General features: G+C 67.4%; 12 protein-coding genes. 3 read left to right on the plus strand and 9 right to left on the minus strand.

Annotated features, from left to right (window positions below):
* The first annotated feature begins 1,015 nt into the window (after positions 1 to 1,015).
* Together FHS42_RS38420 and FHS42_RS35755 are read left to right on the plus strand one after the other, a co-directional pair.
* On the plus strand, positions 1,016 to 1,150 hold the full coding sequence (locus FHS42_RS38420; RefSeq protein ID WP_281392946.1) for a hypothetical protein: 135 nt from the start codon (positions 1,016 to 1,018) through the stop codon (positions 1,148 to 1,150).
* Positions 1,151 to 2,156: 1,006 nt separating this feature from the next.
* A complete protein-coding gene (locus FHS42_RS35755; RefSeq protein ID WP_184580487.1) occupies positions 2,157 to 2,552 on the plus strand; it encodes a hypothetical protein in 396 nt (131 codons plus the stop codon).
* A 1,358-nt stretch (positions 2,553 to 3,910) separates the two neighbouring features.
* Here the strand turns inward: FHS42_RS35755 and FHS42_RS35760 are convergent.
* The 9 genes from FHS42_RS35760 to FHS42_RS35800 all read right to left on the minus strand — a co-directional run bounded on the left by FHS42_RS35760 (position 3,911) and on the right by FHS42_RS35800 (position 11,951).
* A complete protein-coding gene (locus tag FHS42_RS35760) occupies positions 3,911 to 4,318 on the minus strand; it encodes a ubiquitination-like system serine protease family protein (protein ID WP_184580489.1) in 408 nt (135 codons plus the stop codon).
* On the minus strand, positions 4,315 to 5,478 hold the full coding sequence (locus FHS42_RS35765; RefSeq protein ID WP_184580491.1) for a ThiF family adenylyltransferase: 1,164 nt from the start codon (positions 5,476 to 5,478) through the stop codon (positions 4,315 to 4,317). The genes FHS42_RS35760 and FHS42_RS35765 overlap by 4 nt, the downstream gene beginning before the upstream one ends.
* Positions 5,453 to 5,713 (minus strand): multiubiquitin domain-containing protein, encoded by a 261-nt coding sequence (locus FHS42_RS35770; protein WP_184580493.1) that lies wholly within the window; start codon positions 5,711 to 5,713, stop codon positions 5,453 to 5,455. Before FHS42_RS35770 ends, FHS42_RS35765 begins: the two co-directional genes overlap by 26 nt.
* A gap of 104 nt (positions 5,714 to 5,817) precedes the next feature.
* Positions 5,818 to 6,102: a DUF3892 domain-containing protein gene (locus FHS42_RS35775; protein ID WP_184580495.1), complete on the minus strand. Its 285-nt coding sequence runs from the start codon at positions 6,100 to 6,102 to the stop codon at positions 5,818 to 5,820.
* 147 nt (positions 6,103 to 6,249) lie between these two features.
* Complete coding sequence (locus tag FHS42_RS35780; protein ID WP_184580497.1) at positions 6,250 to 7,275, minus strand: ImmA/IrrE family metallo-endopeptidase; 1,026 nt, start codon at positions 7,273 to 7,275, stop codon at positions 6,250 to 6,252.
* 19 nt (positions 7,276 to 7,294) lie between these two features.
* Positions 7,295 to 8,203 (minus strand): helix-turn-helix domain-containing protein, encoded by a 909-nt coding sequence (locus tag FHS42_RS35785; protein ID WP_246495881.1) that lies wholly within the window; start codon positions 8,201 to 8,203, stop codon positions 7,295 to 7,297.
* 80 nt (positions 8,204 to 8,283) lie between these two features.
* Positions 8,284 to 9,234 (minus strand): hypothetical protein, encoded by a 951-nt coding sequence (locus tag FHS42_RS35790; protein ID WP_312867179.1) that lies wholly within the window; start codon positions 9,232 to 9,234, stop codon positions 8,284 to 8,286.
* Between the two features lie 255 nt (positions 9,235 to 9,489).
* The gene (locus FHS42_RS35795) at positions 9,490 to 10,782 is read right to left on the minus strand and encodes a DUF3800 domain-containing protein (protein ID WP_184580503.1); all 1,293 of its coding nucleotides are present in this window, start codon (positions 10,780 to 10,782) and stop codon (positions 9,490 to 9,492) included.
* Between the two features lie 416 nt (positions 10,783 to 11,198).
* Complete coding sequence (locus tag FHS42_RS35800; protein WP_184580505.1) at positions 11,199 to 11,951, minus strand: hypothetical protein; 753 nt, start codon at positions 11,949 to 11,951, stop codon at positions 11,199 to 11,201.
* Between the two features lie 572 nt (positions 11,952 to 12,523).
* Here FHS42_RS35800 and FHS42_RS35805 point away from each other — a divergent pair.
* Positions 12,524 to 12,787: a hypothetical protein gene (locus FHS42_RS35805; protein ID WP_184580506.1), complete on the plus strand. Its 264-nt coding sequence runs from the start codon at positions 12,524 to 12,526 to the stop codon at positions 12,785 to 12,787.
* Positions 12,788 to 12,973 lie beyond the last annotated feature (186 nt).

Below are 12,973 nucleotides of genomic sequence, written 5' to 3' on the forward strand. Positions count from 1 at the left end.
CCCGAAGTTCAGCCCATCGATACCTCCTTCACGTGGCTGTCCTCACTTACCTGGAGCGACTTCATGTCGCACACCGAGACCTTTAGTTGGCACATGGAGAGCGCAAGTTGGCACACCTTGGCCCCGTAGCGCTGTGTAGCCAGAGCAGTTGTGTAGCCGGAGAGCCTTGCGCAAGGAAGTCGTACACGGTGGTGCCACCGATACGCAGAGCCGGAGACTCCGGGTCCACCCCGGGCCACCAAGGCTCCACTTCCTGCCGCCCACGGAGGCCGGCAGTGTCTTCAAGTTGCGCGTTGATCGGTGTCCGCGGCGTCGGCACGGCGCCGAGCGACAGGGTCTGAAGATGGTCTGCGACCGAGTGAGACCAGGGCCCACACGTCACTGAGCTGGCGACCGGAGGACCAGATGCTAGTGACCAGCGGCCTGAACGGGATCACTGCGACGTTCTGGGCGGCGAACGGGGCAGAGTCGAGATAGCTCATGCCGCCGGTCCCGCGCAGACACGCGCGAGCGGATCTTCCCGGCTCGTGATGCGGACCGCACCAACCCCGGCCACGCGCACCCCGAGCGCCACAACCGACTCAAGGGCGATCTAGCTTGCAGCGCCCACCGGGGCGAGCGGCATGTCCGCCAGCAGATCGAGATGACCACCGGCGACCGCATCTGGCACGTGTTCAACACCGAGCGCCGTACGGTCGGGATCGACAGCACCCCATGACCAACGCCGTGGCCGATTGGAGCGCCCGGCCCGCCCGGCCCTCCTCGCTCGGAATCTAACCAAGATCACTGGCTCGGCGCCGAGACCGTAACCGGAACCACGCCGAGACTCGCCCGGAGCGCGAGCCAGCTATTACCCACGCCTCGGCGCCACCGGACAGCTCTCACCATTAGCCGCGTCGCATGGGTGCCGCATTCAGGGAGCCGCTTTCCAGTAAGCCTGATTCTGCTACTGTCGAGACACCCCTCCAAAAAATTCCGGTGGATTTCAGCTGGTCTACCGGGAGGAGGTGATTCGGTGTCCGGCAGGAATCCCGACGAGGGAACCAAGCCGGACCGGACCAAGCGGCAGTCAGCCGTCCAGATATGCATCCTGATCGCGCGTGCCAGCCAGGCCGCGTACTGGGTGTACAAGCTCTGGCAGCTGAACTAGCAGCAACGATGGGCCCGGCCGATGCCACGGCCGAGCCCATCCCAGGTCCGGAACCGGGGGCCCCACGATCTCGTGCAACAGAGGCGTGGGGCCCGACTCATTTGTGGACCGAGTGATCTGTCCGGCTTCCCGGAACTCGCGATCATCCGCCAGCATACATCCCTTTCCCTATTTGCGGAACCCAATGAATTCCGGATCCCGATTCCCGAATCGAGAAACTGTCGAATCTCGGGGCCCTCCAATTCTCGCGAATGCTGGCATTTCATTCTTTCGATTCACCCCTGCCGTATGACTTCATTTCCTTATCCTGTGTGGTGTTTCGAGGGCACGGCCATCGGCTTCGGGGGCGTCCCCGTTCGCTTCGGAGACGCGGCCGTCGACTTCGGGGGCGTCCCCGTTCGCTTCGGAAGCACGCTGCCGGGCTTCGAGGCCAGCCAGTCTCGCGGGGCAGGTCTCGGTCTCGCGGACGCAGGTCTCGGTCTCTCCTAGGTCTCGCGGGAGGTCTCGGCGTTCAACGACACAGGTCTCGTCTTCTTCGCGACAAGATCGGCGTTCAGCGACACGGGGCCTGTGTGCAACGGCTGCTGTCGCGACACGACGGCGACGTCCGTGTCGACGGCGACGTCTTGTCCGCGGACATCCGCGCGGACGGATCCGGATGTCCGCCCGGATACCCCGGATGTCCGACGGGTTGTCCGCCCTCCGCTGTGACGCGGGCCCGCCGTCACGGCGGGCCGAGGACGGACCGCAACGCGGACCGGGGACGGACCGGGGACGGAACCGGGCTGGGGACCGGGCTGGGGACCGAGACGATCCCCAGCGGACCGGGACGGACCGGAGTGGGGAACCGGGCTGGGGACCGGGCACGGATTGGGGGACCACGCTGGGGACGGAGTGGGGACCAGAGTGGGGACGGAGTGGGGACCATCCCCACCCGGTCCCACGCTCACCGAGCGGGACCACGCTCGGTGAGCGTGAACGCCGCGAACCAGTGAGCGTGAGCGCCATGAACTGGGACCGTGAACCGAGCTCACCGCACCGGTTCACGCCCACCCAAGAACCGGTAGTTCCAGTCACCGTACGGGCGGCATCGCCGCCGTACTACCGCACGCGGACAGTGCACGTACAGCACACGTACGGGTGCATTGCCGAGGCGTACGTACGGCGCCTGTACGGCGTACGTACGGCCCCGGCGAAGGGCTGGACGAACTGCGGAGAACCCAGTTCCCGCCTGGGCGGGAACCACTTCGCAGTTCACGCGCAACTGCATCCGGTACGGCTGTACGTGCGCCGTACGGTACGGCCGTACCGGTCGTACGCCGCGGTGCTCGTACAGGCGCCGTACGAGCACGGTGAGGGCGCCGTACGAGCACCCGTACCGGTACGGATTACCGCTTCCTGATTACCGGTTCTTGGGTGAGCGTGAACCGGTGCGGTGAGCTCGGTTCACGCTCACCTCACCGGTTCACGCTCACTGATTCGCGGCGTTCACGCTCACCGAGCGTGAACGCGCTCAGGCGCTGGGGACCGAGCGGCGACGGTCCCCACCTGTTCCCCAGCCCGGTTCCCCACTCCGGTCCGTCCCGGTCCGCTGGGGATCGTCTCGGTCCCCAGCCCGGTCCCCAGCCCGGTTCCGTCCCCGGTCCGTCCCCGGTCCGCGTTGCGGTCCGTCCTCGGCCCGCCGTGACGGCGGGCCCGCGTCACAGCGGAGGGCGGACAACCCGTCGGACATCCGGGGTATCCGGGCGGACATCCGGATCCGTCCGCGCGGATGTCCGCGGACAAGACGTCGCCGTCGACACGGACGTCGCCGTCGTGTCGCGACAGCAGCCGTTGCACACAGGCCCCGTGTCGCTGAACGCCGAGACCTCCCGCGAGACCTAGGAGAGACCGAGACCTGCGTCCGCGAGACCGAGACCTGCCCCGCGAGACTGGCTGGCCTCGAAGCCCGGCAGCGTGCTTCCGAAGCGAACGGGGACGCCCCCGAAGTCGACGGCCGCGTCTCCGAAACGAACGGGGACGCCCCCGAAGCCGATGGCCGTGCCCTCGAAACACCACACAGGAATGCGCGGTTGCGCGGGCCGGCACGGCGAGACAAGAACGCGCAGAGTTGGGCGTCGGAATTCCCAACGAGATTGATCCCAGGTGCGGCTGACCTGTTCCGTGGTGGAGTGTCCCACTGGGCGAGGTACAGCCCAAGGCCCCGTGGCGAGGGCATTCGGAGGGACTCTGCTCGGTGCTCTCCTGGCGCCTGGGGCCGTGAGCAGGTGCCGGAGTGTCGGCTGCCCACCCGGCAGGAGCTCAGCGCGGGAGGAGCCTTCCCTGGCGATTCGTGCCAGCCGCTCGTCGCCCAACGGAGGGCACTCCGGCAGGGCTCCGCCACAGTCACGGACAGGGAAAAGCAGCCGAAGCCCTGATGAGGAGGGGTGCACGGTTCCACATCGGGCCGCCCCGCACCACGCCCAACAGCCGCTTCGGACGCACAAAAGGTGATGTGGTGTTCGTCACATGGGCGAGAGCGTCGTCGCGTCAGCCGCCGGGCCGGCGGCCACCGCGCGGGAGGCCGACACGGCTCTGCGACTCCGCGTACGGCCCTAAGTGGAATCTCTGGCTACCTGTTCTCCTGGGCGCCGCACCCGCGTGCGGGCCTGCCTTGGCTCCCGGCCCGGAGCTAAGCCTTGATCCACCGAGGTGGATCAAGGCTAAGTGCGTTGTAGGGGTCTGCTTGTCTGGCATTGCGGTGGGGGCTCGCACGTCAGTCTACGGACGGTGCCAGAACCGGAGACGGCGGCGGATCCCTCCCCGTCGTTTCGGCTGGGGATCTCTGGTGTCGTGGACGGCCAGCAGGCGACCGTCCCGGTTCCGGTTCTGGTCGATTTCCGCTGGCGAGTAGCGGCGAGCCCAGCGGACGCGGCCGTCACGGATCCAGTAGTGCGACTGGCACGGGAGGGACCAGTTGCCGATCGATGGGGTGAGGGAGGCGTTCTCGCCGTCGTAGGTGAGGGACCACTGGGCCGGGGAGAGGGGTGTGACGACTTCGTACCCGCATCCGCAGCAGCACAGGTGGCCGCAGGTGCGGTACGGGATCGAGATGTAAAGCACTCCTGCGTCCATGGCCTGGGGGAAGGTCTCGGTGAAGACCGGGCGCAGGGTGTCTTGCGGGGTCACGGGAGGTCCTCGTTGGCGATCTCGTTGGTGATCAGTGAGTACGTGGTATGGGCCTCGTCGGTGGCGTCGGCGTAGATGCCGAGGGAGCGTTTCCATCGGATGACGGCCAGGACGGCGTTGAGCGCGTTGAGGTCCGCGGTCTGGATGTTGCTTGCGTAGGCGTCGCGTTCGGGTGCCGGCCGGGGGATGCGCCCGCGGGGCGTGTCTCGGCGGCCGGGGAGGCTGGTGGTGATGCGGAGCAGTCCGCTGAGACGGCCGTCGATCTCTTCGATGCCCATGCCGACGTCGATGAACGGCACGTCGTGGGCTTCGAGCCAGTCGATGATGACCGGCTTGCTGGCGGCGTCGTCGGAGGCGAGAAACACGAACGTCGCCCCGGTGAGGAGGTCGAGGTTGTCCTCGTCGAGGTACTGCGCGCAGGCGGTCACGCCCTGGTGCATGTTGGCGTAGATCGAGGCGAAGTGGGTCGCCTTGGGTGGGCGGGTGCGCAGGGTGTCGAGGGTGGGGGCGCCGGGTGCGCGGAAGGCGTTGTGGTTGTCGAAAGTGTCGCCGTCGATGACGAGGATCGAGTCGACCTCGGTCTTGGCGACCTGGTCGAGGATGTAGCTGCCGCTGCCGCCGAGGCCGACGATCACGATCCGGTGGCCCCGGAAGCGGCGGTTGATAGCGGTGATGCCGGCGCGGGAGGTGGCGGTGTCGCGATAGGCGAAGGGGCTGTCGTCGTCGATCTCCTGCCACGCGGCGCCTGGGGTGGGCGTGGCTGAGAGGTCGAGGGCGTGGGCGTGATCGGCGATGATCCGCGCGTACGCGGTGATCTTCGTGTACTGGTCGGGGTAGCCGTCCGGGGGCTTGCTGGAGAGCATGAAGTTCGCCTGCATGCCCTCGGCGATTACTCGGCTCTCGGGGGTGGCCAGGGGCAGGGGGTGGCCGTGCTCGGTGCAGGGGGTGGAGCCGCCGAACCAGATGCGGTGGTCGGTGCCGGAGACGAGGCGGTCTCCGCTGACGGTGATCGGGTGGGCGAGGAAGCCGTGCTCGACAGTGCGGTTCTCGGTGACGTACGGGATCCGGACGATGATGTGGCCGGCGTGGACGGTGATGGCGTAGCCGTCGTCGATGAGGCGGGACAGGTCGGGGTCACGAGCGAGAAGTGCGGTAGACATCGAAGACCATTCCCTCCTTCACTCGGACGCTGTGGCCGGCGGTGAGGCTGCCTGTTCCGTGGCCGTCGTGTCCGCGGCTGTAGCGGACGGTGTAGGTGTCCTGGTCGTTCGGCGGCTGGCCGGGGTAAGCGAGGTCGACGACCTGCTCATACGTGATCTCCTTCGCCTCCCAGATGTGGGGGCGGGCGTTGACGATGATCGTGACGGGCTTAGGCCCGTGAGTGTCCTGGGACATGGGGTCCTCCTGAAGTGGGGAGCGCGTGTTCGGACTGTGGATGCGGGGTACCCCGGCGCGCCGCTACGGGGGCGGCGCGCCGAGTGCCCGGGGGGTTGTGGCGGTCAGCGCCTGGGGAGGGCGAGAAGGTTGTTGGTCCATACGCCGTCGGCGTGGGTCCGCAGGTACTTCTCGCCCCGGGTGGGCGTCACCACGAGCACTTCCGTGCTGCGGCCGACTGCGTCACTCGTGTAGGCCTTGCCGGCCTTGTTCTCGATCCAGTGGACGATCTCGGCCCGGGTGTTGTCGCCGGTCTTGCCAGTCGCCTGCTCGGTCCACCACAGGTGGGTGATGTGCTCGTGCGCGGTTCCGCCGGCCGTCACGCGCACTGCGGTGATCTGGATAGCCATGTTGCTGTCCCTGCCGGCAACGTTCCTACGGGTCCCCGCGGCCGGCGCCCGGGTTCCGTGAGCACCCTGGGTGGGGTGCTTCGCCTGGGACAGACGACGTAACTCGCGGGTAGGAAGACGGGTGTGGCTGGCGGGGCCGGCGGGGTGTCAGGAGCAGTCGAGGCAGCGGTCGCTGTCCGGGGCAAACATCGCGGGCGGGTGCTCGAGGAAGCAGCCGGGGCAGGAGCGGCCGGGGGTGCGCGGCGGGCGGGCGCAGCGGCCGCATTCGGGGCAGTGAGGGACGCGGCAGCGCCAGCAGGCGGGTTCGAAGGAGCGGTAGTTCTCGTCGCAGTTCGCGCAGATGTAGTCGCGCGACCGGGGGCCGGTGTCGGTGGTGGGCGGGGTGAAGGCGCGCCAGGGGGCGGAGTCGGTGACGAGGGCGGCGACGGTGTAGCCGTCCATGGGGGCGGTATCGGTGTGCAGTTCGCGTCCGAGGATGCCGTCGCGGTAGCGGACCTGGGTCCGTCCTTGTACGCGGCCGGGGCCGGCCAGGGCGCGGTCGATGACGGGGATGTCGCCTTGGAAGCTGCCGCGCCGCAGGGGCGGCAGGCCGTGGGAGGCGGCGAAAGCGAGGTGTCCGACAGGGTCGAGGAGGAGAACGTGACCGGGGGCGGGGAGATGCTGGGCTGCTCGCACGCAGACGGCCATGCGGGAGGCTTTGCTCGTCTCCCACAGGAGGGTGATCGCTGAGGCGGTGGGCCCTTTGGCGTCCAGGTGCTGGTCGACGAGATGTGCAGGGAGCAGGATCTGGGCGGCGAACGCGTCGCAGGCGGCGTCTTCGAGGAGGACGCCGCGGTCGGCTTCCTTGCTGAAGGGCTCCATGAGGTCGAAGCTGTTCTTCTGCAGGTGGTGACCGAGTTCGTGCAGGGCGGTGAAGTCCCGCCGTGCGTGGCTGTTGGAGGTGGCGACGGACAGGCGGGGTGGGGGGCCGTAGTCGTACGCGCCGGCGACGCTGCAGCCTTGGGCCGCCTCGTTCTCGGGGACGTCTTTGACGGTGAGCTCGGGCCAGGTCCGCAGTTCCGCGAGGGCGCCTTGCGCCAGGAGTTCGACGGCACCGGGGCGGGCCGTTTCGAGTTCTGTGATCATGGCGGCGGCCTGGGTGCGGGCGGCGCCGGCGAGCACGTAGTTGACCACTCGGGGGTACTCCTCTTCTCTATTGGTCCAGGAGGAGTTCGAAGTAGCGGTCGGTGCGTGCGGTCCAGTTCGGCTGGGTGCGGTTGTCGTCGCGTGCCGCGAGCGTGTAGACGCCATAGGCGGCGCGCAGACGGGCGGCGTGTTCGGTCTCGTCGTACTGGGCGGAGAGCTTCTTGACCTGGCTGCGCCGCAGAGGCCGGTTGAGTTCGTGGACGACGGCGGGTGGCAGGGCCGGGTTGGCGTCGAGGAAGCGGGCGGCGGGCTGGCCGAGGAGTGCGGCGAGCCTTGCGGCCTGTTCGGCAGTGAGGGGCTGCTGGCCCCGCCACACGTCCAGCGCCAGAGGGGGTAGCAGTTTCAATTCGGCCGCGAGCTGCTTGACGGTGATCCCATGCTCACCAAGGAGCTCGGAGAGACCTCCCGATCCTTGCGGGGCCCACCATGCGGAGCCGAGGACCTCGAAGTGGTCGGTGAGAACGGCGCGGTACTCGCCTGCCGCTGAGGACAAGACGGTACGGCTCCCCCACTGGGCGCCGGTCACTGTGTCTGCGAGCGCACGGGAGGTGAGATTGTCGGGGCGGCTTGTCAGCTCGCTGACCTGCCGGTCCAGCACACACCACGGCACGGTGGTCTCCAGGCCCCACCACAGGGCCAGCGGCTGCTCCAGGGTAGTCGCCTGGACGGGCAGAAGCAGGGTGTCGGCGTCGGCGTACCGCTCGAATGAGGCCGGCACGACGCGCGCGGTGTCGTCGTCACCGGCCGCGGTGATCAGCAGCAGCAGGATGGTGTCCTCCCACATCGCGCGCCAGATTTGGCCGGGGCGCGGGTCCTGGGGTGCTGCGGTGGCCACTCGGTGGACGGCGTCGGGTACTTTCAGGTTCGCTGCGGCGGCTAGAAGCCTCTGGTAGGCAGTGGTGTGGACAGAGCTCATGCCGTCTCCCCCGTCTCCTCGGCTGTGGTCCATCAGTGCATTCTCTTCTCACTGGGTCCAGACGACGTAACTGGGGCTGTTCACGACGCAGCCTCGCTGCAGCGCCGCAACAGGGCAGCCATGACCACCTGGGGATCACTGTCAGCGGAGAGGGCCTCAAAGAGCATCGTCTTGAGGTTGGACAGGACAAGCGCCGCATGGCCTTGCCGAATCTCCAGTAGTTGCGCCGCGTGGTGGGCGTCCTTGTCGAGGTAGGGAAGCAGCAGACGCTCGTTGGGTGAGAGGCGCTGCCAGATGTCCTCGGCAACCCCTTCGACCCCGGTCGGGTCCGGTGCGGTGGTGGCTGCATGCTGCTCGACGATGGCGGCGACGGTCCCTTCGTCGGCGAACAGAGGGGTCATGCGGGCCGGTGCCAGAAGCCCGAACCGGGCCTCGAGAACCTTGGCGAGGTCTTCCTCCCGTACCGCTCCCTGTGCGTACTGCAGCACGGACAGCAGGATGGCCATCAGGGCGCGCACGGTCTGCTGGGGTGTGGGGCCGGAGTGGTTCCAGCGGGTGATGCCGACGCCTTTCACCTGTGCGGCCTGGGCGATGAGATCGTCGAGATCTCCCTGCCATACGGCTCCTTCGGCTTGGTCGGCCAGTGCCCAGCGCGGCGGGGAACCCTTGAGCTTGCGGTAGGCCGCGTCCTCGCCCATCCGCCGGGCGATACGGCGCCGAAGCTTGCCTCGCGGTGTCTTCTTCGCCTCGTCGATGAGGAAGTTCTTGATCGACGTGAGAAACAGTCGTTCCAAAGAGGCTTCGTCGGCGGCCTGGGTGAAGCAGACGGTCACGAACCGTTGTCCCGCGCCTTCCTGGGACAACATCGCGCTAATCACGTCGTAAGCCGCGTCATCGCTCCATACCGTGTGCCCCTCCGGGGGCGGAAAACCGGTGCCACGGCGCACCTGGTGAACCAGCCTCCGCAGCAGTTCGAACGTGGCCGGCCCCAACCCGCCGGTCTGCAGCTCCTCGTACGCGCTTTCTGTCACGAGCCCCACCCCGATCCCTGCCCCGCCGGACGTCTACGGCCGTGGGGCTTCACGCCTGCTTACACCAGGATCCACCTCCCTCACATGCGACACGCGCATATTCCTCTTGCCGTGCGGAAGGGCTCGCCGACTGCTGTCCGGGCACGGGGCATCAGCACTCTGCGCGGCGGCAGGGGCAGCGACGGCAACACCTCGGCCGGGCAGCGTCCCATCCGGTGCTCGAGCCGCAGGTGACGCTACGGCAGCGCACGGCGTTCAGCGGCGCTTCGCGCGGGCGGTGTCGACTCGCGCGAAATCGGCGGGCTTCTCATCCATGAGCAGGCCGTTGGGGTCCACGAGTGGCGCCACTACTAGGTGAAGGTCCTGCCCGGCAGCGTCGTCCTGGCCGTCGTGCCATCGTGCAACCGCTCGGCCGGCGCCTGCCACCAAGTCGGCAAGCTGGAGGGAGGCATGATCCACCGACCGGCCGCGGACCAGGTTCTGAAGGTGGCTCTGCTCGATCAGGCCTTGCACCAGACCCACGGCTGTCGCCCCGCGTTCCAGGACGTCGAGTTTGTCGTCGGTCAGAAGCCGTTGGTCGTCCGCGAGGACCTGGAGCTTGCCTCCGTGTCGGATCGAGGCGTGGAGGATGACCGTCGGCACGGCGGTGACGAGCGGATCGGTGGAGTCGTCGAGCAGCCCGTGCTCTCCGGTCGGTGTGGCTTCGGACGGCCGCTCACGGGCGAAGGCTTCGGCTTCCGGGCGGGTTGTGCGCAACATCTCCAGGACCTGTGCCGCCTTCTTCGCCTGCGGGGCTTCACGGCGACGGGCGTAGGCGTGGCACTGCTGGATGACGGTGAAGAGCTCGTCGACGGTGACATGGTCGCCCGTACGGTTCTTCTTGGAGAAGAAGCCCACGGCGGTGGCGATGAGTCGGTCGAAGCCGTCGCGGCCCATCGCCCGGGGGCCTTCGGTGGCCAGGTCCAGGGCGAACTGCCGGGCGACGCCGTTCATGACGATGTCGATGCCCATGGCGTTGAACCGCTCCTCCAGCAGGAGGTCGACAAGTTTGGCCGCGACGAAGTAGTGCTTGTCGATCACGTATACCGAGGCGCGGTCATGGAGCGGACCATCGGGTGCCAGCAGGTCGCCCAGGAGGTGACGGCGCCGGCCCGCAGCCGGGCCGGCGAACATCTTCTGGAACTTCAGCTCTGCCGCGGACTTCTGGATCCCCGCCTCAACACGCAGGGTGTCCACGATGGCGGCAGCATCGGCGTCATCAATGGCCACCGAGCCCAGGATCATGTAGCGGTCGCCGCCGTACAGCTGATCGCCGTGGTAGCCGGACTCGTCAATGGCGATCCACCGTCCGGCCCCGGCCCGGTCGTCGGTCGGTTCCAGACGGCTGCGACGACTGAAGTTCGCTCCGAGCAGTCCCGTCCCGGCGTTCGGCGCATGGTCACGTTCGATCACCCCGCCATCCTCGCCGCACGACGCCACACCGACAAGCTGCCCGACCGCTCCACCCGACTCCCGTGCCTGCTGCTGCGCTGCAGGCATGACGAGCATGCCGGTGAAGCCTCATTCTCACAGTCGGCAGGAATGACGGTGCGTATCGCAGACGAGGGGTGCGCCGTGCAGTTGCAGCGTTGGTGTACCGGTCCGTGGAGGACTGGACCGGGTGCAGGAGACATCCCGGATGCTCCGTGGCGCCGGCAGAGGGTGCGGCGCACCCGCTTCGCCCTTCATGATCGTTCTTGATCCGCATCATGTGGTGCTCCAGCCTGCCGGACAGCGCCGAAGGCCCCACCGTGCCCTCCTCGCTCCGCCGCCGGGCAGACGACCTCCGCGCCGCCGGCGAGATCCGTTCCCTTGCCTGCGCCGGCACGACGTTGACGCTCCCGATGCAGACCGCGGCTTGGGGCTCGGGTGCAGGTCGCATGCCGTGAGCTGCTCCTGTCGGCCTGCGGGAATTGCTGTGCAGGTCAGCGCTGCATGAACCGGATGTCGGGGTACTGGCGTTCGTCGGCAGGCCATGGAACGGCCCACGGCTGGTTGTCCCCGTCCCGCAGGAGGGTGACGATGTTGCGTCCGTCATACAGCTTCTCGAGGGGATGACCCGTGACATAGGACAGAACCTGTGCGTAGTCGCCCACATCGAAGGGATCGAAGACAAACTTGGTGGACATGCCCTGGAGGGGCAGCGTCATGACATCGACGTGGTTCTCACCTGCATACAGAAGATGCTTGGGGACGCGGTTGAACAGGGTAGTCATGTAGGCGGCCAGGGCAGCCACCTCACGGAACTGCTGCGGGTGGAGCACGAGTTGTCGGGCCGCCTCGAAAGCTGGAACGGTCACAGCCTGGGCGAGCGCGCCCCAGTCCTGGAGCACGGTGACGACGGCGGTCACTCCGACTCTGATGGCGAAGAACGGGAAGTTGATGATGTCCACATAGTCGAAACGGTGGCGCGGGTCGGTGAGCTCCTGCGCCTGGAAAACGAACACGGAGGCCGGATGCTGGTCTGTTTGCCAGCGTACGGCGCCGCGAGCCGCCTGCAGCAGCAGGTGGTGCATGCGGAAGGTGGTCAGGAATTCGGGCGAGACGATGGAGCCGCCCTGCGGGTCACGCCGGTCAGCGAGGAGCGATAGTTCCCGGAACATGAGGCCGTAGTAGATCTTGCCCATCCGCAAGAACAGGGTGGTGGCGTCCAGGGCCGCAACCGCTTCGGGGCGCATGGGCCGTTCTCTACGACAGACACAAGAGCGACTGCTCCGAGCGACTCCGCCAGGCCGCTGAGCCCCTCACTCGGACGTTCCCCCAGGTCAGCAGCGGCCGCAGAGGCACACGAAGACCGCTCCGAAGCGGCTACCAGCCCGAGCACATCCCGGCGTTCCTGGAACCCGACTGGTATCAGCGCTACCTTGCCCGCTGCGCGGGCTCGGAAGTCAAGTCCGTGCGCAGGGCCGCGGCCGTCCGACTCGTCCAGTGGGCCAAGGGCGGAACCTACGACGACGCCGCAGAGTTCCTCGGGATCGCTCCCGTCCAGACACATCTACTCACTGGACGGGAGACCCGGCGCTCAGCATGGACGCGATGCAACCCCCTTGATGTCGACAACGCCCTTCGCGCTCTTGCCTCAGAACTGCAAGCACGACGTCAACCAGCAATTGACTACCAGCGCAGGCGACAAGCACTTCACGAATGGGTGCTCAACATCGATTCCTGGGAAGCGCTGTTCAAAGGACTCCCGTCCGTCCGCACCCAGACCCGCACCCGGACCGACGACCGCTAGCGCCAGGACGCCTCGGTGTTCATCTGGACGCTCATCACGCGAGGCGAGCACCTCTTCGCTCCCCGCCCACTCGAAGCCGCACAGCCCACCGAGATCCAGCAAGAGTGGGCCGCGCGGCGGAACACCGCATGGTTCCAGTTCTCCCGCCCCGATCCACTGCGTCACTACGCGGACCTTCGCCGACTCCTCACCAACTACGCGCAGCGACTTGCCCGGGACATCGACTCGGGCGCTGGACAGATCATCAACATCAGCACCTTCGGCAGTCACCCACAGTGAGCATGCATACTCTTGAAGTGCCAACTATCCCGCTCGGAATGTGCCAACAAAAATTCTCCATCTCGCTCTGACCTGCACAGCTCAGACCGAGATGTGCCAACTAAAGGTCTCGGTGTGCGACATGAAGTCGCTCCAGGTAAGTGAGGACAGCCACGTGAAGGAGGTATCGATGGGCTGAACTTCGGG

Source organism: Streptomyces zagrosensis, from assembly GCF_014203645.1.
GTDB classification, from domain to species: Bacteria; Actinomycetota; Actinomycetes; order Streptomycetales; family Streptomycetaceae; genus Streptomyces; species Streptomyces zagrosensis.

Excerpts from the sequence above, each read along its gene's own strand:
- FHS42_RS35755 (WP_184580487.1), top strand. The coding sequence starts at position 2,157 with ATGAACTGGGACCGTGAACCGAGCTCACCGCACCGGTTCACGCCCACC.
- FHS42_RS35765 (WP_184580491.1), bottom strand. The coding sequence starts at position 5,478 with ATGTCTACCGCACTTCTCGCTCGTGACCCCGACCTGTCCCGCCTCATC.
- FHS42_RS35770 (WP_184580493.1), bottom strand. The coding sequence starts at position 5,713 with ATGTCCCAGGACACTCACGGGCCTAAGCCCGTCACGATCATCGTCAAC.
- FHS42_RS35775 (WP_184580495.1), bottom strand. The coding sequence starts at position 6,102 with ATGGCTATCCAGATCACCGCAGTGCGCGTGACGGCCGGCGGAACCGCG.
- FHS42_RS35785 (WP_246495881.1), bottom strand. The coding sequence starts at position 8,203 with ATGAGCTCTGTCCACACCACTGCCTACCAGAGGCTTCTAGCCGCCGCA.
- FHS42_RS35795 (WP_184580503.1), bottom strand. The coding sequence starts at position 10,782 with ATGCTCGTCATGCCTGCAGCGCAGCAGCAGGCACGGGAGTCGGGTGGA.
- FHS42_RS35800 (WP_184580505.1), bottom strand. The coding sequence starts at position 11,951 with ATGCGCCCCGAAGCGGTTGCGGCCCTGGACGCCACCACCCTGTTCTTG.